The organism is Aliihoeflea sp. PC F10.4 (genome assembly GCF_054612275.1).
In genome coordinates this window covers 1,475,310-1,498,637 of record NZ_JBTSWH010000001.1, presented here as the reverse complement: position 1 = coordinate 1,498,637, position 23,328 = coordinate 1,475,310, and the positions used below count along the sequence as shown (strand labels likewise).

At 55.9% G+C, this 23,328-nt stretch carries 25 protein-coding genes; 6 read left to right on the top strand and 19 right to left on the bottom strand.

Annotated elements, in window-relative coordinates; genetic code table 11:
• Positions 1-9: 9 nt before the first annotated feature.
• Genes tgt through coaD form a run of 6 tightly spaced genes read right to left on the bottom strand, consistent with a single transcriptional unit; the run spans position 10 to position 4,235 of the window.
• A complete protein-coding gene (gene tgt / locus ACX82Z_RS07490) occupies positions 10-1,140 on the bottom strand; it encodes a tRNA guanosine(34) transglycosylase Tgt (protein WP_459587698.1) in 1,131 nt (376 codons plus the stop codon).
• Complete coding sequence (queA, locus tag ACX82Z_RS07485) at positions 1,137-2,213, bottom strand: tRNA preQ1(34) S-adenosylmethionine ribosyltransferase-isomerase QueA (RefSeq protein ID WP_459587696.1); 1,077 nt, start codon at positions 2,211-2,213, stop codon at positions 1,137-1,139. The genes tgt and queA overlap by 4 nt, the downstream gene beginning before the upstream one ends.
• Positions 2,214-2,219: 6 nt before the next feature.
• Entirely contained in the window at positions 2,220-2,603 is a 384-nt protein-coding gene (locus ACX82Z_RS07480; protein WP_459587694.1) for a hypothetical protein, read from the bottom strand.
• The gene (locus ACX82Z_RS07475; protein ID WP_459587693.1) at positions 2,603-3,112 is read right to left on the bottom strand and encodes a peptidylprolyl isomerase; all 510 of its coding nucleotides are present in this window, start codon (positions 3,110-3,112) and stop codon (positions 2,603-2,605) included. Before ACX82Z_RS07475 ends, ACX82Z_RS07480 begins: the two co-directional genes overlap by 1 nt.
• Positions 3,113-3,144: 32 nt before the next feature.
• Complete coding sequence (locus tag ACX82Z_RS07470; protein ID WP_459587691.1) at positions 3,145-3,720, bottom strand: peptidylprolyl isomerase; 576 nt, start codon at positions 3,718-3,720, stop codon at positions 3,145-3,147.
• A 17-nt stretch (positions 3,721-3,737) separates the two neighbouring features.
• Positions 3,738-4,235 (bottom strand): pantetheine-phosphate adenylyltransferase, encoded by a 498-nt coding sequence (gene coaD, locus ACX82Z_RS07465; RefSeq protein WP_459587690.1) that lies wholly within the window; start codon positions 4,233-4,235, stop codon positions 3,738-3,740.
• 163 nt (positions 4,236-4,398) lie between these two features.
• On the opposite strand from coaD, the gene ACX82Z_RS07460 reads away from it, so the two are divergent.
• Entirely contained in the window at positions 4,399-4,530 is a 132-nt protein-coding gene (locus tag ACX82Z_RS07460) for a hypothetical protein (protein ID WP_459587688.1), read from the top strand.
• On the opposite strand, the gene gyrA is transcribed toward ACX82Z_RS07460, so the two are convergent.
• Entirely contained in the window at positions 4,531-7,329 is a 2,799-nt protein-coding gene (gyrA, locus tag ACX82Z_RS07455) for a DNA gyrase subunit A (protein WP_459587687.1), read from the bottom strand.
• 238 nt (positions 7,330-7,567) lie between these two features.
• Between gyrA and ACX82Z_RS07450 the strand changes: the two genes are divergently transcribed.
• Positions 7,568-8,206 (top strand): MarC family protein, encoded by a 639-nt coding sequence (locus ACX82Z_RS07450; RefSeq protein ID WP_459587685.1) that lies wholly within the window; start codon positions 7,568-7,570, stop codon positions 8,204-8,206.
• 3 nt (positions 8,207-8,209) lie between these two features.
• Here ACX82Z_RS07450 and ACX82Z_RS07445 read toward each other — a convergent pair whose 3' ends face one another.
• The 4 genes from ACX82Z_RS07445 to ACX82Z_RS07430 all read right to left on the bottom strand — a co-directional run bounded on the left by ACX82Z_RS07445 (position 8,210) and on the right by ACX82Z_RS07430 (position 10,510).
• Positions 8,210-8,668 (bottom strand): DUF4168 domain-containing protein, encoded by a 459-nt coding sequence (locus ACX82Z_RS07445; RefSeq protein WP_459587683.1) that lies wholly within the window; start codon positions 8,666-8,668, stop codon positions 8,210-8,212.
• Between the two features lie 493 nt (positions 8,669-9,161).
• Positions 9,162-9,665 (bottom strand): hypothetical protein, encoded by a 504-nt coding sequence (locus ACX82Z_RS07440; protein WP_459587681.1) that lies wholly within the window; start codon positions 9,663-9,665, stop codon positions 9,162-9,164.
• A 6-nt stretch (positions 9,666-9,671) separates the two neighbouring features.
• The gene (locus tag ACX82Z_RS07435) at positions 9,672-10,079 is read right to left on the bottom strand and encodes a helix-turn-helix domain-containing protein (RefSeq protein WP_459587680.1); all 408 of its coding nucleotides are present in this window, start codon (positions 10,077-10,079) and stop codon (positions 9,672-9,674) included.
• On the bottom strand, positions 10,076-10,510 hold the full coding sequence (locus ACX82Z_RS07430) for a hypothetical protein (protein ID WP_459587678.1): 435 nt from the start codon (positions 10,508-10,510) through the stop codon (positions 10,076-10,078). Before ACX82Z_RS07430 ends, ACX82Z_RS07435 begins: the two co-directional genes overlap by 4 nt.
• Before the next feature lie 302 nt (positions 10,511-10,812).
• On the opposite strand from ACX82Z_RS07430, the gene ACX82Z_RS07425 reads away from it, so the two are divergent.
• Together ACX82Z_RS07425 and ACX82Z_RS07420 are read left to right on the top strand one after the other, a co-directional pair.
• Positions 10,813-11,028, top strand: coding sequence for a hypothetical protein (locus tag ACX82Z_RS07425; RefSeq protein ID WP_459587677.1), 216 nt, complete (start codon positions 10,813-10,815; stop codon positions 11,026-11,028).
• A complete protein-coding gene (locus ACX82Z_RS07420; protein WP_459587675.1) occupies positions 11,025-11,198 on the top strand; it encodes a hypothetical protein in 174 nt (57 codons plus the stop codon). Before ACX82Z_RS07425 ends, ACX82Z_RS07420 begins: the two co-directional genes overlap by 4 nt.
• 62 nt (positions 11,199-11,260) lie before the next feature.
• On the opposite strand, the gene ACX82Z_RS07415 is transcribed toward ACX82Z_RS07420, so the two are convergent.
• The 5 genes from ACX82Z_RS07415 to ACX82Z_RS07395 form a co-directional block, all read right to left on the bottom strand.
• Positions 11,261-12,478: an O-antigen ligase family protein gene (locus tag ACX82Z_RS07415; protein ID WP_459587673.1), complete on the bottom strand. Its 1,218-nt coding sequence runs from the start codon at positions 12,476-12,478 to the stop codon at positions 11,261-11,263.
• A gap of 197 nt (positions 12,479-12,675) precedes the next feature.
• Positions 12,676-13,146 (bottom strand): Ros/MucR family transcriptional regulator, encoded by a 471-nt coding sequence (locus tag ACX82Z_RS07410; protein WP_459587671.1) that lies wholly within the window; start codon positions 13,144-13,146, stop codon positions 12,676-12,678.
• A gap of 82 nt (positions 13,147-13,228) precedes the next feature.
• Positions 13,229-13,543, bottom strand: a complete 315-nt coding sequence (locus tag ACX82Z_RS07405) for a hypothetical protein (protein WP_459587669.1) — start codon at positions 13,541-13,543, stop codon at positions 13,229-13,231.
• A complete protein-coding gene (locus ACX82Z_RS07400) occupies positions 13,543-13,998 on the bottom strand; it encodes a hypothetical protein (protein ID WP_459587667.1) in 456 nt (151 codons plus the stop codon). Before ACX82Z_RS07400 ends, ACX82Z_RS07405 begins: the two co-directional genes overlap by 1 nt.
• A complete protein-coding gene (locus ACX82Z_RS07395) occupies positions 13,995-14,948 on the bottom strand; it encodes a lysozyme (protein WP_459587666.1) in 954 nt (317 codons plus the stop codon). The genes ACX82Z_RS07400 and ACX82Z_RS07395 overlap by 4 nt, the downstream gene beginning before the upstream one ends.
• Before the next feature lie 909 nt (positions 14,949-15,857).
• Between ACX82Z_RS07395 and ACX82Z_RS07390 the strand changes: the two genes are divergently transcribed.
• Positions 15,858-16,979, top strand: coding sequence for a methyltransferase domain-containing protein (locus ACX82Z_RS07390; protein WP_459587664.1), 1,122 nt, complete (start codon positions 15,858-15,860; stop codon positions 16,977-16,979).
• Positions 16,980-16,984: 5 nt separating this feature from the next.
• Here the strand turns inward: ACX82Z_RS07390 and asnB are convergent, their stop codons facing one another.
• Positions 16,985-18,874 carry an asparagine synthase (glutamine-hydrolyzing) gene (asnB, locus tag ACX82Z_RS07385; RefSeq protein ID WP_459587662.1) on the bottom strand — a complete coding sequence of 630 codons (1,890 nt, stop codon included), beginning with the start codon at positions 18,872-18,874 and terminating at the stop codon, positions 16,985-16,987.
• A 12-nt stretch (positions 18,875-18,886) separates the two neighbouring features.
• Positions 18,887-20,179, bottom strand: coding sequence for a lipopolysaccharide biosynthesis protein (locus ACX82Z_RS07380; RefSeq protein WP_459587660.1), 1,293 nt, complete (start codon positions 20,177-20,179; stop codon positions 18,887-18,889).
• A gap of 252 nt (positions 20,180-20,431) precedes the next feature.
• Between ACX82Z_RS07380 and ACX82Z_RS07375 the strand changes: the two genes are divergently transcribed.
• Positions 20,432-20,608 (top strand): hypothetical protein, encoded by a 177-nt coding sequence (locus tag ACX82Z_RS07375; RefSeq protein ID WP_459587658.1) that lies wholly within the window; start codon positions 20,432-20,434, stop codon positions 20,606-20,608.
• Between the two features lie 109 nt (positions 20,609-20,717).
• On the opposite strand, the gene ACX82Z_RS07370 is transcribed toward ACX82Z_RS07375, so the two are convergent.
• Positions 20,718-23,309 carry a right-handed parallel beta-helix repeat-containing protein gene (locus ACX82Z_RS07370; RefSeq protein ID WP_459587657.1) on the bottom strand — a complete coding sequence of 864 codons (2,592 nt, stop codon included), beginning with the start codon at positions 23,307-23,309 and terminating at the stop codon, positions 20,718-20,720.
• Between the last annotated feature and the right edge of the window lie 19 nt (positions 23,310-23,328).

Here is a 23,328-nt window from a genome sequence, read left to right as displayed (position 1 = left end):
TCTACGTAGCTAAAGCGTCGGCAGATCGCCTCTATTCCAGCTTTCGGTGATTTCCCCTGCTCGGGCTTCGAAGCGACCGGCCTCGATCGACGTACGAATGTCACCCATGAGGCTCTGATAGTAAGCAAGATTGTTCCACGTCAGAAGCATCCCTCCGAGCGCCTCACCCGACTTCACCAGATGGTGAAGATAGGCGCGGCTGTAGTCACGCGCCGCCGGGCAGTTGCTTTCCTCGTCGAGCGGTCGGTGATCTTCCGCGTGGCGGGCATTCTTCAAATTGACCTTGCCGCGACGCGTGTAGGCAAGTCCGTGTCGTCCGGCGCGTGTCGGCATAACGCAATCGAACATGTCGATGCCCCGCGCGACAGATTTCAAAATGTCGTCTGGCGTTCCCACTCCCATCAGGTAGCGCGGTTTGTCCTGCGGCAGGAGCGGTGTCGTGACCTTAAGCATATCGAGCATCACATCTTGCGGCTCGCCGACGGCAAGGCCGCCAACCGCATAGCCTTTAAGGTCCAGTGCGGCGAGCGCCTGTGCAGAGCGCTCGCGAAGCGCGGGCACATCTCCACCTTGAACGATGCCGAACATGGCTTTGCCAGGCTGGTCTCCGAACGCGACCTTGCAGCGCTCCGCCCAGCGAAGCGACAATTCCATCGCCTTTTCGATCGCATCGGGCGCCGCCGGCAGCGCGGTGCATTCATCGAGCTGCATCTGTATGTCGCTGTCGAGAAGGCCCTGGATCTCGATCGACCTTTCCGGCGACATTTCGTGGACCGTACCATCGACATGCGAACGGAAGGTGACGCCCTTTTCGGTGATCTTGCGAAGCTGAGCCAGCGACATGACCTGAAACCCGCCGGAATCGGTCAGGATCGGATGCGGCCAGCGCGCAAATTCATGGAGGCCGCCAAGCCGCGCCATGCGTTCGGCTCCGGGGCGCAGCATCAGATGATAGGTGTTGCCGAGAATGATGTCGGAGCCGAGGTCGCGCACTTGATCGAGATACATCGCCTTGACCGTACCGCCCGTGCCGACCGGCATGAAGGCGGGCGTGCGCACGGTTCCGCGCGGCATGGTGATCTCGCCGCGGCGCGCCATCCCGTCTGTCGCAAGCACGCTGAACTGGAAAGTTTCGGTCATGAAATATCGGCTTTGAAGAGCAGGCTCGCATCACCATAGGAATAGAAGCGATAGCCACCTGTGATGGCATGTTGGTAGGCGGCGCGCATGCGCTCCTGCCCGGCAAAGGCGCTGACAAGCATGAAAAGCGTCGAACGCGGCAGATGAAAATTGGTCATCAGCACGTCGACTGCCTTGAAGCGGTAGCCCGGCGTGATGAAAATGTCGGTCGGTCCGGTCCATGGCTCTATCGTGCCATCGGGACGCGCGGCACTTTCCAGAAGTCGCAGCGATGTCGTTCCCACAGCCACGATGCGGCCACCGGCAGCCTTCGCGGCGTTCAGGCGCTTGGCAGTCGCGGCGTCGATCGTGCCGATCTCCGCGTGCATCTTGTGATCGTCTGTGTCATCCGCCTTGACCGGCAGGAACGTTCCCGCACCGACATGGAGCGTTACGAACGCGATTTCTGCCCCGGTTGCCTCGACCGACTGCATGAGTTCCGGCGTGAAATGAAGCCCGGCGGTCGGTGCGGCAACTGCCCCCTCCTCACGCGCATAAACGGTCTGGTAGTCCGCGCGGTCCCGCGCGTCTTCGTTTCGCTTTGAGGCGATGTAAGGTGGAAGAGGAATGTGGCCGACCGCGTGGAGGGCTTCGTCCAAAGCGGGTCCGGAAAGATCGAAGGCGAGCGTCACCTCCCCCGCATCGCCTTTTTCGACCACGTCAGCCGACAGCCTGCCTGCGAGGCACATCGAGCCCGAGTGTCCGAACTCGATACGGTCGCCTTCCTTCAAACGCTTGGCGGGACGTGCAAACGCTTTCCAGCGATCGGGCGCAACGCGCATGTGCAAGGTCAGGTCGATCTCGCTGACGGCCTCGCCGCGGCGACGCAGACCCGTCAATTGCGCCGGGATGACTTTGGTGTCGTTGAAGACCAGCACATCGCCGTCACGCAGAAAGGACGGTAGGTCTTTGACCAAACGATCCGAAAGTTCATCGCCGTCAACGACGAGCATACGTGCTGCATCGCGCGGTTCGGCCGGGCGCAAGGCGATGCACTCTTCGGGAAGTTCGAAATCGAAAAGATCGACGCGCATGGCAGATCAGGGGCCGACGCAGGTCAGCGCATAGGCGCCATCGCCTGCGATCCGAAGCGTGCCTGCCATTGCGTGGTCGCGCTCCTCAAGCGCTTCGAAAAGGCGCAATTCGGCAACGATGCGCTCGATGTTCGGGTCGGTGAAATCCACCATGATCCTGTCATTTTCGCGAATGGCCTGCCCGACGACGATGGCTTGGTCGCCATCCGCGCCTATGCCGCGGTACTCTTTGCCCACGGATATTTGCGCCGCCACAATGGAAAGAACCGGCAAGCTGCCGATGGTCAGGTCGACCGAAACATCCGGCTCACCCGCGCAAGAAATCGTGCCGGAAGCGTGAACGCTCCCGGCACTTGTCATCACCAATGCTGCAATCAGCAACAGGCGCATCAGGCGTCAGCCGCAACCTTCATCGAGACAATCGAATCAGGGTCCTGAACTGGCTCGCCGCGCTTGATCTTGTCGACATGCTCCATGCCTTCGATGACCTGACCCCAGACCGTGTACTGACGGTTGAGGAAGGCGGCGTCGCCGAAGCAGATGAAGAACTGCGAGTTCGCCGAATTCGGGTTCTGCGACCGCGCCATCGAGCACGCGCCGCGGCCGTGGTTGGCGTTGGAAAATTCTGCCTTCAGGTCCGGCTGGTCCGAACCGCCCATACCTGCGCGGCTGGGGTTGAAGTCCTTGCCGCCCTTCTTGCCGAACTTCACGTCACCCGTCTGCGCCATGAAACCGTCGATCACGCGATGGAAAACGACGCCGTCATAAGCGCCTTCGCGTGCCAGTTCCTTGATCCGAGCGACATGACCCGGCGCCAGATCGGGATAAAGCTCGATCGTCACCGTACCGGTCGTCGTTTCCATGACGATCGTGTTCTCCGGATCCTTGATCTCGGCCATTTGAAGTCCTTCCTTTTTTAGTTTGGAGTCGATCAATCGTCCGCGGCGATGCGGACATCGATCATGCGATCGGGATCTGTAACCGAGCCGTTCATGGCCGGGTCGCCCTTCTTGATGTTGTCGACGAATTCCATGCCGCTTTCGACTTCACCGACGATCGTATAGGCGCCGTCGAGCGGAGGTGCAGGTGCAAACATGATGAAGAACTGCGAATTTGCCGAATTCGGATCCTGTGCGCGCGCCATTCCAACCGTGCCTCGCACGAAATTCTCCTGGCTGAACTCTGCCGGAATATTGCCGAGGTCAGAGCCGCCGGTACCGGCGCGCTGGCTGTTATAGCCGTTTTCCATGTCGCCAAACTCGACGTCGCCGGTCTGCGCCATGAAACCGTCGATTACGCGGTGAAACGACACATTGTCGTACGCGCCCTGACGCACGAGCGTCTTGATCTGCTCGACATGGCGCGGCGCCAGATCCGGTCGCAGCGCGATCGTCACCTCACCATCCTTCAAGGTGATGATCATCGTGTCCTCCGGCTCGGCAGCAAGCGCCGAGGAAGCCAACAGCGCGGCAACAAGCGTAGATGAGGCGAAGCGAACGAAGGACATGTCGAACTCCCTTGTATCTAATTGAATTTGTTGCGCAGCGCAGGCGCGACGGCCTTTGGAACGAAAGCCGTAATGTCACCACCCATCGAGGCTATCTGGCGCACGAGTGTGGCGGTAATTGTGCGGACCGACGGGCTCGCTGGAATAAAGATTGTTTGCAGATCCGGCGCTATCGTCTCGTTCATGCCGGCCATCTGCATTTCATAGTCGAGGTCGGTGCCGTCGCGCAGTCCGCGGATCATCAACGAGGCTTTCTGCTCCCTTGCGGCGGTCACGACAAGCCCATCGAATGCGACAACTTTCAGCCGTTTAGCCGCATCGCCCATTTCATCGTTGCAGGCGCTCTCGATCAGTTCGACCCGCTCGTCGAAGCTGAAAAGCGGTTTTTTGGATGCCTGAACGCCGATGCCGACCACAACATTGTCGGCAATGGTCAACGCGCCCTTCAGGACATCGAGATGTCCGTTGGTAAGCGGATCGAACGATCCAGCATAAAAAGCGATGCGCTTCGTCATAGCAGGCTTCTACTCAGACAGATGAAGGAAGGCAAATGGATGGAGAAGAATGAACGCTGAATGAATGCGAGGATCAGCGCCGGTTCAGTGCGGTTGAGCGAATGTCAAGCCGTGGATGAAACTTTTTGATTCATTCCTCGTTAAGCCTGCAAGGAGACCTATCATGATGATCATCATGCTCGCAGCCACCATGACCCTCGCAATGCTGATCGCCACAGCATTCAGCCTGCATCAGGAAGCCCAGCGCGTGCGTATCCGGAACAGACAGCGCCAGATTGAGCGCCGCCCGTTCTGATTACTGGTCGCCAGGTTCGTCGGACGCCGCATCAGCGGCAGCCTGCGCAACGACTTCGGCCTCGCTTTCCAGTTCTTCGTCGTCCCCTTGCGGATCGGAAATACGCTCTACCGAAACAACCTTTTCGTCTTTCGCCGTGTTGAAGATTGTCACGCCCTTTGTCGCACGGCTCGCGATCCTGATGCCGTCGACCGGCACGCGGATAACCTGCCCGCCATTTGAAACCATCATGAGTTGATCCTCCGCGTCGACAGGGAAAGCCGCGACCAGAGAGCCGATCTCGCTCAGCTTCGATACGTCCGTGGCACGAATGCCCTTGCCGCCCCTTCCGATAACGCGGAAATCGTACGATGACGAGCGCTTGCCGTAACCCTTTTCGCTGACGGTCAGAACGAACTGCTCGCGCGTCTTCAGTTCTTCATACCGCCCGGAATCGATCTGCGTATCCTCCGAAACTTCTTCGTTGGTCAGCGCGATCTCCTCGTCCTCACCCGTCATTGACCGGCGCTCTGCCGCTGACTGCTTCAGATAGGCAGCGCGCTCGGCCGGCGTTGCATCGACATGATGCAGAATCGCCATCGAGATGACGCGGTCGCCTTCGCCAAGATTGATGCCCCGCACGCCCGTCGAATTGCGGCTCTGGAAAACGCGAACATCCGTCACGGGGAAGCGGATGCACTGGCCGGACCCGGCCGTCAGCAGGATGTCGTCATGCTCGGTGCAGGTGTAGACGCCGAGAATTTCGTCACCTTCCTCGTCGAGCTTCATCGCGATCTTGCCGTTGCGGTTGACCTGCGTGAAGTCGGACAGTTTGTTCCGACGCACGGTTCCGCGTGTCGTCGCGAACATGACGTCGAGATTTGCCCAGCTTTCTTCGTCCTCGGGAAGCGGCATGATCGTCGTGATCCGCTCGCTCTCCTGGAGAGGCAGCATGTTGCGCAGGAACTTCCCGCGCGATTGGGGCGTGCCGATCGGCAGACGCCAGACCTTTTCCTTGTAGACGATGCCACGCGAGGAAAAGAACAGGATCGGTGTGTGCGTGTTGGCCACGAAAAGCCGAGTGACGAAATCCTCGTCCTTGGTCGACATGCCTGAACGGCCCTTGCCGCCACGACGTTGCGCCCGGTAGATCGAAAGCGGAACGCGTTTGATATAACCGGAATGACTAACGGTGACGACCATGTCCTCGCGCGCGATCAGGTCCTCGTCGTCCATGTCCGCACCGCCCTCGACAAGCTCGGTGCGACGTGGCGTTCCGAACTCGTCGCGCACGGCGATCAATTCGTCCTTGACGATCTGCTGGATGCGCGCCCGGGACGACAGGATGTCGAGGAAATCCTTGATCTCGTCCCCGATCGAATTCAGTTCATCCGCGATCTCGTCACGTCCGAGTGCCGTAAGGCGCTGCAGGCGCAGTTCGAGAATCGCGCGTGCCTGCTCCTCGGAAAGGTTGTAGGTGCCGTCCTCCGCATTGATCCGGTGACGCGGATCGTCGATCAGAAGAATGAGCGCCTCGACCTCATGGGCGGGCCAGCGCCGCGTCATCAATTGCTCGCGAGCCGTCTGAGGATCTGGAGCCTTACGGATCAGCGCGATAACTTCGTCGATATTGGCGACCGCGATCGCCAGGCCGACGAGGACGTGAGCGCGCTCGCGCGCCTTGCGCAGAAGAAACTTGGTGCGACGGCTAATGACGTCTTCGCGGAAGAACACGAAGGCGCGCAGCATGTCGAGCAGGTTGAGCTGCTCGGGCTTTCCTCCATTGAGCGCCACAACGTTCGCGCCGAACGAGGTCTGCAGCGGCGTGAACCGGTAAAGCTGGTTCAAGATGACGTCGGCGACCGCGTCCCGCTTCAATTCGATGACGACACGGTAGCCCTGTCGATCGGATTCGTCGCGAATGTCCGAAATGCCCTCGATACGCTTGTCACGCACGAGTTCGGCCATCTTCTCGATCATCGAGGCCTTGTTCACCTGAAAGGGAACCTCGGTGACGATGATGGCTTCGCGATCGTTGCGGATCTGCTCGATGTGAACCTTGCCGCGCATGAGGATCGAGCCACGCCCGGTCTCGTAGGCGCTACGGATCCCAGCCTTGCCCAGAACGATGCCACCGGTGGGGAAGTCAGGCCCGGGGATGATCTCCATCAGATCGTGGAGTTCGATCGCGGGATTGTCGATCAGCGCGATACAGCCGTCGACCACTTCGCTGAGGTTGTGCGGCGGAATGTTGGTCGCCATGCCGACCGCGATACCGCCCGACCCGTTGACCAGAAGGTTCGGAAAGCGCGCCGGAAGAACCTTCGGCTCCTGATCGGATGCATCGTAGGTGTCCTGCCAGTCGACCGTATCCTTGTCGATGTCCTCGAGAAGCTCGTGCGCGACTTTCGTCAGGCGGGATTCGGTGTAACGCATCGCTGCTGGCGGATCGCCATCGATTGAACCGAAATTGCCCTGTCCGTCGATCAGCGGCACGCGCAAAGACCAGTCCTGCGCCATGCGCACAAGGGCGTCGTAGATCGAGGCGTCGCCATGCGGGTGATACTTACCCATGACGTCGGCGACAGGGCGAGCCGATTTCACATATTTGCGGTTCCAGTAGTAAGCGCTCTCATGGCTGGCATAGAGAATGCGCCTGTGGACCGGCTTCAGACCGTCGCGGACATCGGGAAGCGCACGACTCACGATCACGCTCATCGCGTAGTCGAGATAGGAGCGCTGCATTTCCTCGATGATGGAAATCGGTTCGATGTCGTCGGGGCCACCCTGTGGCCCGCGCGGTGTCGTCAGGTCGGTCAACTGGTTGTCACGATCGTGCTGATTGAATCACGTATAATCTATATAGGATCGGCAGTCGAAACACCAAATGCCCGAGCCTTCGACCGGCTAGAATTCTGCCTTTGAAAACAATAAATTAGAATAGCTGCGGCAATTTAGGCAATCAAGTTGGGGAAAACGTCTCGCTTAAGGAGCAACTGGAGAGCGCGACCATCTCCGCAAACTGCGTTAAGAGCGTGAGCCTTCCACTCCAGCCAGGATGAGCCTTGCGGTGATCGACAACATTTTCAACGCTTTCGTGACGCTGCTCGTGACGATCGACCCACCGGGGCTCGCACCGCTCTTTCTGGCGCTGACCGCCGGCATGAATCGCAGCGAAAGATCGCAGGTCAGCTTGCGCGCAAGCCTGATCGCCTTCGCCATTCTCGCCCTCTTCGCCGTGGCTGGAACGACCATCCTGGCTGTGTTTGGAATTACGTTGCCCGCATTCCGTGTCGCGGGCGGCCTGCTTCTCTTCTACATCGCCTTCGAGATGATTTTCGAACGCAGGCAGGATCGGAAGGAAAAGAGCGCGGACGCCGCCATCACAAGAGACCACATCCGCAACGTCGCGGCCTTTCCGCTGGCACTGCCGTTGATCGCCGGTCCGGGTGCTATTTCGGCAACCGTCCTGCTTTCAAGCACCTTTCAGTCGGCGTCACAGCGGGCACTGCTCGTGGCGATTCTCGCCGCATGCATCATCGTGACCTGGCTGTTTCTCGTCCTTGCAGACAGAATCGACCGGTTTTTGGGCGAAACCGGTCGATCAATTCTCACACGGCTGCTCGGCGTCATTCTCGCCGCTCTCGCCGTTCAGTTCGTCGCCGATGGCGTCAAAGCACTGATGACGGCGACCTGAGCTTTATTCGACGGGCGCAGGCTCGGCCGGTGCCGCCGGCTCCGTCGGTGCCGCGCCTTCAGCCGGAGCGCCGACTGCCTGCTGGATATAGCCGTTGATCTGCTCGGCGAGCGCAGGGTCGGTCTGTGCCTGCTGAATGATCTCACCATACTCCTCCACGGTAATGCCATCGACCGATTCGACGGCCTGCATCATCTGCTGGCTTGCCTCTTCTCGAACGGCGCCCTGCGCTTCTTCACCTTCGGCTTGCTGAAGCTGCGGCGCGTAGGTGCGGTTGATCTCGTCAACCTGCAGGAAAGCGACCACAAAGGACTGAAGCTTGCCTTCATCATAAGATGCACCGGCGGGAGCCTCGACCGGTGCCTGCATGGTGTCCTGAGCCAAAGCAGGTGCAACGGACAAACCCGACACGCCGAGTGCAGCGGACAAGATTGCGGTACGAATTGTTCGGTTGAATGCCATGATAAAAACCATTCCCTTCTTTCGGCCGAGTAAATTTCAGCCGGCTGGGTTTATGACGAAAAGACGGGTTAGGTCGTCTTGGGTCTTCCTGAAACCAACATCTCTGCGTCAACTACACACTGACTAGCCCAGCGTGATCGAGCATGGTGAATTTGGCATCCATATCTCGAAATGCCACTCAATTGATCTGAGGGTGTGAGACAAAAATTCAGAATTACTGCCACAATCCGCGCAATTTTCTGCGCGTGCAAAAACGGACGCACGCAAGTGCGCCGATATACGAAAGCTGTGAGAGAGGTGGCCAATAGCCTCGGGCTTCGAACGAAGCCGTCATGGTGCGGTCGAGAAGCAACCGCACCATATAAGCGACATTGAATTTATTAGAGAATAGCTAGGTTTTCTGCTTCAACGTGGCGCGATCTGTGGCACACTAAGTGGCGCAAAGGTGCGTCACGAATTCTTTGGCTTCAGTTTGGATAAAGGGCCGTTCTGACTACGCTTTATCCACCCTCTTGGCTGGACCCTTCGCCTTCTCGTCCCCGCGCTCGCGAAGAACTGGCAGCGGTGGCAACTGCGTTGTCGCAGCCCAGTCAGCAGTAGCAAAGTAGCTTCGGAAATACGGGTATGCAGCAAACGTAGCCACTTTTGAGACGAACGCCCTGACCGCTTTTTCATCGCATCCGGCAAGCCCCTCGTAAATGACCAAATAGTCCCCAGTGCATCCGAGGAGCTTCTTACGCTTCGCGCGAGCCTCCACCTCAAAGCTAAGATAGGCCATGGCCACCCCTCGCTCAGCAGAGAATTCTATGTTCGCGATATCAACGGTGACCGAGAGTCCTTGCCTGACCAATGGGTCGCCAAAGAAGCCTGGCTTCACCTCGAATACCGACTTGATTAGCTGAATTGAAACAAGCTCAGCGTTGTCAACAACTCGGTGATAGTCATCGAGCATCTGCTGCCTTGAGACTTTCAGCTCGTCACCAGTGTTATTTTCCATAATCTATCAGGCCGCCTGCAATTCGAGCTCGGCAAAATTCTCATTAGCCGCATCACTTGTGTGGCGCATGGGCTGCCACTTGAAAGCGGTTGCCCATGCGTGCTCCTCGAAGAAGCGGAAGTCGCTCTTCGCCTCGCGCGAGGAAGCCTCCGACGCAGATGCAGCAGATGCCGTTTTATAGTCTGCGAAAAGTCCCAGAACCTTCAGAGCGCGAGCGGTAAGCTTCAGCGTCGGGTTGGCATCAGGCGAGAGCATCTGGCTAACTCGCGAGTTGGACACGCCGAGAGCCTCCGCCAGTTGCTTCTGACTCCAGTCACGTGCTTCCAATTCATCAAGGATTGCGAACTGGAAATCCATCAGCGCGTTTTCTTCAGCTTCGATGAAGTGATTGTAGGTCGCCTTGACATCGCTCATTTAAACATCCTCACGTAAATCTCTACCGCCCGTTTCACGATCGCCGATTTAGCACTATTCTGCTTTTTCGAGGGATCAACCGAGCATCCGATGAAAGTCCTCTGGCCTCCGCAATCCACCACAACGCCGTAAATTCGGAACTGCCGGCCTTTGAAGGCAAACACTTGCATGGTCACGTAACCAACAGTCTTTTCGCCTTGCGGCTTGAACTGTTGATCCGAGAGACGGTGCCCGTCAGCGTACCGCTTGAAGAACCGTGGTAGCTGCGTTTTCGCTTTTCGGGCATCATCGTCGTTGCGCTTCTCTAGAGCACGATATTTTTCGAGCGCTTCGTCCACCAGCCAAACATCTGCGTGGTTACCGGATGCGACGCGCTCGCCGGCAGACACCAGCAACTGACTGAGACTTTTTTGCTGGGCCTTGTCGGTCATCATCGTCGCCAAGAGTTAAGGCATACCTAAACTCTCCGCAAGTCCCCCATCGGTTTAAACCGATAGATTGTCACCGCAACTCCCATCGGTTTGAGCCGACGGTTAAGCGCCGGCGTGACAGGCCGGTGAAATTCCCTGCCCTTTCTAAGCGCGGTTTCAACATCGCCTTTGCGATATCGGGCGCTAAAACCCGCCCCAGTTGAAACCGATCATCCAGAACGAAATGAGAACAAATTCCTTGCCAACCGATCGTGTCGATGGCAGGCTTATCCGCATCTGAACGTCACGAACTGGATACGGATATGAGACCCGAGCCCATCACGGAATCGGACCGCCAAGCTATGCGCGATGAGATGTCGACCGAAGCTGTGCTGGCACGGTTCGATGGCAATGCAACGGCTGCGCTCGACGCGGCACTGCACGACATCGTCTATCTTCGACACGAACTGATCCTTGCTGGCCTTGCCATGAGCTACGGCTACGCGCGAGGCTGGAAGCCGAAGGTGCTGGCACATTGAGCGAAATCGAGGAGAAGCGTACCGAGATGATCCAGCACGTTCTTGCAGCCAAGCAGCTCGCGCGCGAGGTCAATGAGCAGACGGTTGAATTCTATCTCGAAAATACGTTGGTCGAGGTGCTCGGCGATGGCAAGGCGAGCATTGCGGTCAGACGCCTTGCGGTTGATTAGTCCACTACGGTCCGCGTCGGGCAGTAACTGAAAAAGTCAAATTCTAATGCGACAATTATCCATCACCGACAGACGTTGAAAGTTATCCGGTGCCGAGCCGTGTGCGCCATCAGGACACCGATATACAGGAAGATTGCTGCAATGGTGGTCTCGTGCAGCATCGGATTGTGAACCATCCCATAACTCAGCACCGTAACGGTCACGTAGGCGATGTTTAGCCTGACGGATGTGTCTGCATTTCGGCGGTACAGATGCGCAACTGCCGTCCATAGCGCGCCGAAGAGCAAGACGAATCCGATCAGACCCTGCGAGATCAGTTCGTCGAGAAAGATATTATGAACATGCTGGTACTGAGCGATGGCTTCGTTCATCGCCGGCGCCAAGAGCACGACAGCATCCATGCGCTCCGCCCCCAGACCAATAAGCGGGCTCTGGAGAAACGCCTTCAGTGCACCAAGCCACATATACAGTCTAATGGTGTCAGAGTCGCCGCCGCCCCATTCGGGCGCGTTACCGAGCGCGAATTGGATGGCGGGCACAATCCGTCCGTGGAGAACACTGGAGAACGGATCGATGAAGCTCAGCGCGACGAGCGCGGCAAAACCTGCGGCGGCTGCCGCTGCCCTAACCGTCCAGTTCTTGTTCGAAAGCCACCGCGCGGCTTCCACCAGCACGATGAGTAGAAGCGGTGCAAGCACGGCGCGCGTTTCGGATGCCGCGACCGCCAGGATTCCCGCCAGAAGATAAAGGCTCGAATTGGGTGCCCAGGACGGTGCCGATTTCATCGGCATGATGGCGGCTACCGCACAAATGGAGACGATCAGCGCCCAGGGCGCAGGATTTCCGCCCATTCCGAAGCGAGATTCCCAAATAAATCGAGAGATTACACTAATAATCGCAGCTAAAATAACTCCAATGCGGCTTCCGACTACAAAAGCACAGACGGGCCTTCGAACAAGAACCATTCCACTGCCGCAAAAAGCTAGAATACCTATAAGTAGACTGTAAGTTATCTGACGATTACCTAAAATTGGTTGATCGCGAATGACGATCAGTGAAATACTCCAAATAAAATATCCGACAGTCAGTCCAATATACATCCATGATTGATAACGCGTCGATCGATGACGTGCCGCAGCAAGGTAAATACCAATAACGGCAAAGATAATCGCGATTACAGTAGTGACGCCATTTCTAAATGGCAGACCTGCCGCCCCAAGGCTAAGAAAATAGTGCTCATATCGGCGTCGGAAGAGCAAGAGACGCTTAACCCACATCATGCTCCGCCTTTGCCCTTCAGAATCTCTTTTGCGTTTCCTGGCCTTTCACAGATGCCTCGCAAGAAGGCAGATAGGCGAAAATCCGCCGACCTATTATCAGACAGCAGGCCATGCATCCGCATTTTACTAAAAATAACTTTACGAGGAAGTACGTCAATGACTGCGAAAGTAGCGCATCAATGCAAGCGAACGGATGATTACGACCGCTTTGGGCGCCCGCGCTCAACGGCTCGCTTAGCAGCAGTGTTGTTTCCAGATTTTCGACCGAGACCTATTTCTTTAGCCATGACAGATCGCGCGGCAGCGTAGCTCGGGGCTACCATCGGGTAATCAAAGGGTAGGCTCCACTTCTCACGGTACTCATCTGGCGTCATGCCGTGAGCCGTAAGATGGCGCTTAAGTGTCCGATATTGCTTTCCGTCCTCGAGGCTGATGAGGTAGTCGGGCGTGATCGACTTCTTTGGGTTTACGGCTGGCTGTTGAACTGTCTCCGGCGCGACTTCCGAAGGACTGGATAACGTTTTGAGCATAGAATGGACCGTTGCGATAAAGCCAGGTACATCGCCTGCTGGAATGGGATTATTTGACACAAAAGCCGAAACGATTTCCGTCGTCCGGCTGATGATCTCGTCCGTAGCAGGTGCGGATTTGGTAGTTTCTTCGCTCAACAGCCTATCTCCCTAGAATGTGCTTGCCTTCTAGCATTCCGTTGGGCAAGCGCAAACGAAAGTGTGACTGATCCGTCGCTGGTTAGCGCCGCTGCATTCGCATCTCGGCACGCATTTCGCTCATCTCTCGCGTCATACCCTCCATCGCGTCGACAAGCTCATGCCCGATCTTACGCGCGCGTTCCTGATCCTGCCGATAATGCTCGACGACTTCCGCAAGCTGCCGCACGGACGAGCCGTCAACGAGTGCGCCGGCGACTGCGACAGTCGCATCTTCTGGCTTAGGCTGAGGCGCGCGCTTGCCCGATCGCCAACCCAGCCCGGCTGCTAGACCGACGATCAGGATGACGAGGGCATTGGCAGCCTGGACGAGATCGATCTTCGTCATCCATTCCATCAAGCCCGCTCCGCTGCATTCTTCCCCACGTCCGACCAAGAGCGGTACGTGTTCATGATCTCAAGAAGCACCATCGTCGACCACGCCACCGCGCCCGATGGGGCGCCGCCGACCTTGATCCACGCCATCAGGAAGCCGAGCGAGATCTGAGACCAAATCGCAACGCCGACGATCGAGGCGACGGCGCGGATATGTGGTGAGAAAGCGAATCCCTTGAACGTGCCGTTGATGGTCAGCGCGAGAAGACGCATCAGCCCGCATAGGCCGATGATCGCGGCCCATGTCCGCTCGTCAGCCCAATGCGCCAGATACGCGAATGAGTTCGAAGTCTGAAACATATCCGGCGATGCCTGCAATCCGATCCACAGGCCAAGCGCCGGCCACAGCATCACCCATTCCGACATGCGGATCGGGAAATGATCCGTGACGCCACGGATGACGCGGACGATAATCATGCTTGGAAGCGCTTGTCAGGCGCGCGGTATGACCCAACAAAGTTGCCGACCAAACCGCCAAGCCAGGGCACGACAATACCGAGCGCCAGCATTGCGTCCGGGCTGGTTGTCCATGCTGCTGGAAGCCACCCGGCCGTCGAGGCGAGGACAAGAAGCGCCGCGCCGACGCCGCCGGCAGCGAGGTTGCCTTTGGCACCTTGCACCGGCTTGTTCATCTGCTCGATCGGGGAAAGGTCGTCAGTGATGGCAGGGCCACCATTGTGGCCGACAGGTGCAGGCATGGTGTTGTCCTCGATGATGATCGGATCGTTTGAAGCGACGGGCTCGCCGCCTTCCGGCGATAGCGTCGGCCCGGCCGGCACGGCATCGGGATCCGGCTGCTGATCGAGCACGACATCGGCGGCTTCTGCGAAGGCGTTGCGCAGTTCGGTGGCGACGTTAATCTTGATGCCGCTCGACCAGTCCGGCGCCATGCTGGCGCGCACGCGAGTAAACTCGGTCATCCGTCCGTCATTCGACCACTTGCCGTCGAAGAACAGATCACGCTCCTTGCCGCGCCGAGTTGCGATTTCCTTCGGCGTGATCCAGTTCATGAAGGCCTTGCGCGCCTTCTCGTCCTCGCCGCGCAGCCAGTAACGCACCCACGTCGCGCTCTTGATCGCGCCTGTGTTCCAGTGAAATGAGAGGGCAGCGGCGAACTGCTCCTGCGTCAGCGGGCGAGTAGCGAAAGCTTCCTGCACCTGCCGGGCATAATTCGTCAGCGCCCACGCAAAGACGTTCATGCAATGCTGGAGGCTGGCCGGTTTGCCGATATAGCGCTCGACGCGATGACCGGTCGCGTTCGTCATGCCGACGCACCAGGTCTTCACCTTCTTGCTGTCGAGATACGTCTGGCGCACAAGCGCCTCATGCGCGGCGACTTCCATCGCCACGTTGAAATCAACGCGCATAGCGGTTTCTCCAATGTCAGGTAGATTTAGCGAAGCTGGTCTGTCACAAGCACTCCGGACGCGACTGCCGTTTATTCAAGAACGGGGTCGGGCGACGGATTGACGTCAAGTTGCTGCCGCGAGATCACGCTCGCCGTCCGCGAAATCCCATGAACTCGCGCCTAAAAGCTGAGGCCCTATGGCAATCAAGTTCACTGAAAAAGTTGGCAGCAAACCAGTGTCGGACGAGCGCCGAAAAAAGTCCGAGGTAGCGAAAAAGCCGGCGAAGAAGCCAAAGCGCTCCTAACGACATTAGCGAGTGCCGAAACTTCGGTCCCGCCCCTGACGTAGTTTTCTTTCGCAGTGGGAGAAGCAATCTATGGCAATCAGCGAGGATGTGCGCGAACAGGCGCGACGACTTTCTTACCAACAGCGCAGAGGCTTGAGATTCATCGGGATGGGTCAGCCCCACTGCGTTGGCCCACTGTCCTTGGTCACGATTGTTCAGTCTGGCTGGGCGATAGCCCTCGGCCCTGATGTGACCGATCTACAATTCACCGAGCAAGGCAAAGCGTTGCACGACGCGCTGCACCAACTTGGATGGTTCCCACCCGGGTGACGGGGCTTCCATATTGCTGACCGATTGCTGAAATTCCGCCGGCGACGCAGCAGTTGCCAGCGAGGCCGGTGGCGTAGCCCTCCAGCTGAGAAGCCGGCTTTCGAAAACCGTGATTGGGGGATCAGCGATCCGAAATGCATACTTTGCCGGTGTCTTCCATTGGGTTCGCTAGAATGACCGGAAAAGACGCACCGCGAACTTCACCACTCGAACGTGGTTCGATTGAAAGCAATTGCGCAATCCAATCGATGATGTAGGTTTTCGTCGCGAACCCTTTCAGCGCAAGGCACCATCAATCAGCAGGAAGATTCATGAAACTTTCTAATATTTCGCGGCTATGCTGCCCCATCTGCCGGGGTGAAAATGGTCTGTCACTAAGAGCGTTTGAAGAACCCACAGATGGTGAGGTCGCGGATGGGATTTTGATTTGTGACGGGTGTATGACTTGGTTTCCAGTGATGGGCCGAGTTCCCGTTTTGCTCGACTTCACCACTGATTTTCATAAGACATTTGCAAATCGGTTTGAAGGTAAAATACCTGATAGCCATAGAATGCCTTCTGGTCAGCCGCGCCCTGGGGAGGCGTCGGTGCAGGAGACATTTTCAGACGAATGGGATCTCGTTCAAGAAAACGATTTGTCATTCAGTTATACCGCTGATGATCTAATCAAATTGCATCGTGACGTCTGGCTCGGCTGGATGGATGATAACGTCAAGCCAGCAAGTGTTCTTAATGTAGGTTGCGGTTTAGGGCGCGAGTCAGCAGCTCTACAAGATGCAATAGGAGACCAAGTCGAAGTATATGGAATTGATTTGAATTTTGCCGTCCTTAAAAGCGGCAATGTTTACAAAGATCGGCCAAACTTACATCTTATAGTCGCATCTCTGTTCGCACTTCCTTTTCGGGATTTTGACTTCGACTTAGTATACTCTCAAGGCGTTATTCATCACACCTACTCAACAAAGGCAGCGTTCGATTCCATCTCAAAGCATGCGCGGAAAGATGGGCACATTTTTGTTTGGGTATATGGCTTAGATGATCATCTCGTATCGGGTGGTGTGAAAGGTGCTGTTACTCGAACTATGTGGCACGTGGAAAGCATATCACGTCCGATTATAAGCCGAAGCCCTCGCGCCATTCGAAACGCAATGCTCGCGGTAATGACAGCTGCGGCTCACCCCATTTTTCTCCAAGCGCCATCTGTCAAGCGACTGGATGGCAAGTGGGAATGGAAAAACACTGATCATGCCTTGCGAGATCGGCTGTCACCTATGTTCGCTCATCGGCATAGCTTCAATGAAGTCATCGAATGGTATGAGAGAGGCGGGTTCGATGTCATTGATGTACAACGAGCAAGCAAATTTCTCGATTATTTTGGCCGACCTGTATGGGGTGTTGGCATGACTGGAAGGCGGACATCGCGAGATGCGTAGCATCTTCAGCTCTGCATGCCTGCCAATCGATACCACCTGACATAATTGATCCATCGCCACACCTGCCAAGAAAATGACCTTCGGCCGACGACAACATCATCAAAGGCTTCGAGAAGCTGCTGTTGCCTCAAGAAAGGCACTTCTCCAGATTCTCGGAGCCAACCACGCACTTGAGGGGCGATCGAAAGCAACCATTCGCGTTCAGGCGTAGCAAAACCAATTTTGTCTTTGCGATCTAGGATTGCGGATGGAACGATGCCCCGCATAGCTTCTCTAAACACTGATTTCGTCTCGCCGCCGTCTGATATGAGAAAACTCTCCGGCAACGATAGCAAAAGCTCAGCAAACTGCGGGGTCAAGAAGGGGACGCGGCCCTCGATTGAGAAGCGCATGGCGTTTCGATCGCTATGTCGCAGTAGACTAGGCAGGACACGCTCCTGTGCTTCATAAGCCAATCTCTCCACAACACGGCGTCCATGCCCGTGTGGCGCACCACTCCAAAGTCTTTCCTCAAATTGAACGCCGGCATCAGTTAAGGCCGCCACATCGAGCCACTTTGGTCTCGCGTCTCGACCAAGCAAAGCCCGTCCTCGAGCATGCATGCGGCCACGCAGCACTGTGGCTGCATAATACATTATCGCGCGGTGATAGCTTCGTCCCGGCCACGTGCTCCAGTGTTTGGCGAAGCGGTGTGCCCGGGCGAACTCTTTAGACTCAACAAGGCTGCGAATTCGATAACCTGGATACCCCCAATAGCCGGCCAAAAGTTCATCCGCACCTTGTCCTTCAAGCGTCACAGTCATGCCACTCTCACGCGCGAGCTGAAATACACGGTATTGAGCGTATATACTGGTGCTGCCAAATGGCTCGCCCTGAGCAAGAATCATCGCATCGACATCACGCGCGAAATCATTCGCCGTCGCCGTCACTTTGTGACTTACCGCTCCGACATGTTCGTTGATGCTGTCAATCCAACTCTCTTCCGACAAGCCTGCCCCGGATGCAACGTAGCTAAAGGTATGTATTGGAGCGTCGGGAGCTACATGGCGCATGGCGCAAACGATTGCTGACGAATCAATGCCCCCAGATAAAGCTGCTCCGAGCGGTACATCAGATCGCAAGTGGAGCTTCACGTTGTGCAAAAACGCGTCACGCACCATCTCAGCAGCTTCGCCGAAATTAATATTTGGACGCTCTGCGAACTTTGGCCACCACCAGCGCCTCGCTGACTTGATACGTCCAGATATTATATCAACCTCTACGATATGACCCGGCTCTAGGTGACGCACTCCATCAACAAAACTATTTGGGCCATTGTCGTAATCTCCATTTACAAGGTAGTCGTACGCTCGCTGGAGATTTGCTTTTGGAGGTTGAGTACGCATCGATAAAAGCGCGGGCTGTTCAGAAGCAAATACGAACCCGTTGGTAGAATCATAGAAGAATGGCTTTATACCGAATGCGTCGCGCACACAGGTCACGGTGCCTGCATCTACATCGGCTATAGCAAACGCAAACATACCCTCACAGCGCATCAAGCATGATTCACCCCAGTGAACCCATGCTTTGAGAAGGACTTCCGTATCTGAAGCGGTGCGGAATATGTGACCGCAATCAGCGAGCTCAGCTCGTAACTCTTTGTAATTGTAAATCTCGCCATTAAAGACGATCGCATACTTTCCGTTGTCGCTCCACATTGGCTGATGCCCGCCAGAGCTCAGGTCGATGACCGACAACCTAGTTTGGGCTAGTGCAACCGTGGAGGTAGATACAGTAAATATCTCCACTCCACTGTCATTCGGCCCACGATGACGCATAGCCGCCAAAGCTGAATTAACCTTATCGTCAATCCGATTAACTTCTTCAGCCCATATTCCACCCGCTATACCACACATATCTTATCTTTCTTATACTTTACGATTTTCTAAGTAATAATTATTTGCATGATTTATTATTACAAATATCGACAAACCATATCCAATCGAATTTACAATAGATATAAGCGCTACAGTAAGTATTGGACTTGAAAAGGTTGAACCCACTATAAAAGCCGCTAACTTTCCGAGCAAAACAGTCGAATGGACAACCAAATTTACTCTCTGTCCATCTGTCGCCATCAAGACTACCGAGATAGAACTATAAATGAACTGCACACATATTCCAATGATCATGTAGCTAGCGAAAGTTCCTGCCTGCCCCCACATCTTGCCGAAGATGATTGCAAAAATATGCTCACCGACGAAAAAGAGCAGGATTGCCGGGGGTATTGAAAGCACACCCAGAACCATCGCGACTTTGGTCGCAAGGCGCCCAAGCTCCCCCGATCGGGCACCTTCACCTCCTCGTGAATACAGGACTTGCCCGACTGCTTGGCCAACCAGCGACAGGGGTGCGGAAAGTACGCGATCAGCGACAAGATAGAAGCCGGCCACTGGCGCACTAAAAACTGCTGCGAGCAAGACATTGGGCAGCTGAACACCAACAACGTCAACGAGCGAACCCGGGACATCAAACTTAGGAAAATTCGAATGACGACGTGCAAGTCCGCGCATTCGCCTTCGCAGATTTTCATCCATAAAATTGATGGCTTGGAGATTCGCTCCACGAGCCAGGCGAAACGTACCAGCCGCAAATCCGAAGAGCTGCCCCACCGCCAAACCGAAGGCGCCCCAACCGAGGAGGCCGCCTGCTAGTTGTGCGATGACGTAGGCAATTCCTTGAGCTATTCTCGTATGCGCGATCGCACGAAAATCCGATTGTCGAATTGCCCAGTAATTAAGTGCCTTATAGCAACCGCCACAAAAAACAACGATTGGCAAGAGGAGTAACAGGTTGGCTATTCCATCAACTGCGAACCATTCCTCGATCGCCCTTCGCCATATTAAAATTAATAAAAAAGCGACGATAGATATTAATAAATTGATGAATAGCGATAGTATCAATACGGATCTTGCATTAATCTCTTTTTTATTTAAAGGAATTGCGATCTCATAACGCAGGCTAGATATCACAAGTATTGCCGCACTTATTCCACCAAAAAGCGCAAATAATCCAAAATCGTCCGGTGTATATATTCGCGTCAAAAGCGGCATCGCAGCGACCATTACGAATTGGCCAATTGCGGCAGCAGATGCAAGGATTGAGATAGCGCGAATAAACCGGCTCGTAGTTAGCTGTAGCACGAAGCGCTTGATAGCCATAAATTGCGTTAATCTCCTGGTCGGCGCCCTGAAGAGCACACTCCCACGCACTGACGCGTTCGACTACGGGCTATAAAAGCATCGGTCAAGCCGAGCCACTTCCAGATATCCGGCTATTCGCCGTTAAAGCGTTCTTCAACACCAACCCAGCGAGTGGCAGCTCGTTGGCCTTTCCGGTTCGAGTGTGGATCATCGTTGCAGCCGCCGTGAATGTCGGGTAGCCAGTACATCAGAGAGGCTGGAGACGCACATATGAGCGAAATCGACACTTCAAGAATGATGCGTATTCTGTTCTCAGTTGATACAGGATTAGACTGGGACAAGGCATCGCTAGAGAGTAAGGAAAAATGGCGACAGGACGTTTCAGAAAATCCGGATCGAGTAATTAGGTATGCATCCCTTTATCCCTCTCCGACCGACTTAAACTGAATGTAAGTACTTTAATGCAGCTTGTTTTTCACGTCTCTTGCATCGGCAACCTTGAACGAAGTAGAATGCGGTCAACGTCTTTGGCAACGGATCTCTCTAGCGCAACTTTTTACTGAATGATCCTCGCGCGACATGCCTCTCCACCTGCATTTGCAGAACCGTTCGCCGCCGCAATGTTGAAATCATTGCCATTAGGGCTGGTGTAATACCCCACCGCAGCGTTCCGGGTCGCGAAGGTCGCAGATATAGGTATCAGGTCGATTGTCGCATGTGAGGCGATGCCGCCGTGAGTGATCGTGTTCGTTGCCGCAGCCGTCAGCGTCACGGGCACCAGGAGCGGCGCGGCTGTGAATTGATTGCCCTCAGCGTAGTTGTTGTTCTGACCAAACACAAAACCCTCGATGCCGATATTGGTAAAGCCGCTGCCCTTATTGTTTCGGAAGGTATGACCGCTGCCCGGAACAACGGACATGAACCACAGCCCGCCATCGCCCTTATTGCTTTCGATGACGCAACCCGAGCCACCTTCAAGGCGAATGAGCCGGCCCGTGCAGGCTCGGAACTTATTGTCTTCAACGTAGCCACCAACATTGCGCGAGACGCGGATGGCGTCACCACAAGAGATGAGGCGGTTATTCTTGACAGTATTCGCATAGCCAATGCGTGGCGTCGGTGCGGTCACTTCGATCGCATAAGAGTCGTTAAACCCGAAGCCTTGAACAAGGTTGTCCTCAACCGCGCAAAGCGAGACATCCACAGCATCATTGGCGAGAACACGGATACCGAAGCGTCTGCCGGTAGAGACACCATCCCACGTGATATGGTTTCCTCGCACCTCGTTAAGCGATATGCCCAAAGCGTACGAGGCAGAGAAATGCTGTACGTTGATGCCCGTGGACCCGCAACGAAGGAAGTTATTCCCGAAAATTTTATTGCCACGTCCGTCGAGGCACTGCACCCCGGCTGCGCATCCATCGGTGATATTTCCAAAAACCTCGCAGAATGAACCCCACACACGGATCGCGTCTGTTAGCGTCGGGCCCTGCGTGTAATTGCCGAAAATCCGGTGATAGTCGCCGTAGCCGTACCAAAGCTTCTCCCACGGCCGATCAGCGTAGCAAGAGGACACAACACAGCGATTCGTTACACCGCTGTTGCCGCCGTTAAAAATGCCTTGGGTCACCCGACCGCCGTCAGCGCCAGCGATAAAGCGCAGATTATGGAAGGTGTGCCCTGCTCCACCTGAAGTCGTGATCGCGCACAGATAAGAACCAACATAGTTCGGGTTAGGCGATCCGTCCGGCAGCGTTGAAAATTCAAACGTTGGCGTTCCACCCTCAAAAACGGCGGTATCGAACGTGCCATTGAATGAATTGACGATATAGACGCCGATTTTTGGCGGCTTGATCATCCGCAGATCGCGGTACTTGAAATTGTGCGTTCCGAGAACGTAGACCAATCCCGGATAGATCGCACTGCTGCCGCCCGCGCTGGTGACGTTGTCGAAGCCGTTGCCCTCCAGTGCTCCAGTGCCACAAAACTCGACATTGTGCGCCGTCACCCGAAACATGAACGAAGGGTTTGGCTCATTCGCCGCATAGTTGGACTTTAGATGGCCATCGATCTGGACACGCGTGTTTGGCTTGTCGATGTGAATGGCTGCCGTCAGACCACCCGTCGTATCAACTTCCGCCATGGCTCCAAGGTTGGGAACCAAGAGCGTCATTCCGGCAGCGAGGAAAGACGCCGCGAGCCTTAGACAAGCTTTCGCTGCCAGCGCTGACATCCCCGATTTCAGACCGAACGATGCGGCGCTGATGGTCGGCCCGACCGGCTTGTAGCCGACGACTGTTTCGCCATCAGCAAGCGTGATCGTGATCGGGCCATCACTGGTTCCGGTAGGCGCATAGAGATCACCGGAAGAATTTAGATACGTACTGTCGTAAAAAGCCGTGCGAACAAACGCCGGCGCGGTTTCAGGAGTGCGATCTTCAGCGACGGCCTTCGTAACAAACTCAGTCAGTTCGACTGACGAAAGCGCGTCAAGAGCCGCCTGAGCCGATGCTGCTGCGTCAGCAGCAAGCGCTTCTACGGCAGCAATGATCCCTGCGCTCGCTTGATCCGAGATCAGCCGGAACGTCGAGCCGATCCTGTAGCCGGCGACGAGCATTCCGGCCGGAAGGCCACCAGCTATCACATCATTGCCGCTCGCGGTCTTCACCGTCAGTGCTTGCCCACCGTTGAACGCTACGGTGACAGGCGAACCCGTGTTCTCACGAAAGATGTTCAGCGCGACGAGCGCACCACCGTCAGCGGTTGGAACTGGAGTGCTCGTCGTGGCCTGAATTGCGTTCGGAGTGCCTGCCCCGACGTCGCTGGCGCGGACCGAGGAATACGGCAGATCGGCACGTTTCACCCAACTGCCAGAACCCAAGGCGCCGAGCTTCTGATAAACGCCGTTATTTGCTGCAACTGGATCACCGATCACCCAAGCCATCGTCGCAGCAGGATGAGTTAAGGTGGCGCTTAAGCTTGCGAGCGACGTGAACAGAACGCTGGCACTGGCAGCACCGGCCGAGAGATATCCTTCGAGGTTGGCGCCCCACTCGCGGATTTCGACCTTAAGCGGTTCGTGCTTACCCGAAGCAGGTATGCCGTCAGTGGTGAAGTCGCGAAAGATCGTTTCGGCTGTCTGCGGCATGCGGTTCTCCATGCGAAGG